Below are 384 nucleotides of genomic sequence, written 5' to 3' on the forward strand. Positions count from 1 at the left end.
TTATCTGTTTTATCTGGCGGTGGGGTGGGGGGGGGGGGCGGGGGCGGGGCGGGGGGGGGGGGTCGGGGCGGGGGGCGAGCTCGGCGATCCGGGGGGGGGGCCCGGCGGCCCGGAGCGCGGCCTCCTCGGCGAGCCGCGTCTTGCCGGAACCGCCGGGCCCGGTGAGCGTGACGAGCCGGGAGCGGGTGAGGTCGGCCCGGAGCGCGGCGAGCTCGGGCTCCCGCCCGACGAAGGAGGTGAGGCGGGGGCGGATGTTGCCGGCGTCGGGCGCGGGCCCCTCGGCGGCGGCGGGAGGGTCCGGGGCGGGGGTGGGGGGCGGGGGGGGGGGGGGCGGGGGGGGGGCGGGGGGGGGGGGGGGGTGGTGGGGGGGGGGGGCGGGGCCGG

General features: G+C 84.9%; 1 protein-coding gene. It reads right to left on the reverse strand.

Annotated elements, in window-relative coordinates:
* On the reverse strand, window positions 1-384 hold a 384-nt coding region (locus ACFV2S_RS37250; RefSeq protein WP_385570614.1), incomplete at both ends, for an AAA family ATPase.

The organism is Streptomyces sp. NPDC059695 (genome assembly GCF_042733785.1).
Lineage (GTDB): Bacteria > Actinomycetota > Actinomycetes > Streptomycetales > Streptomycetaceae > Streptomyces.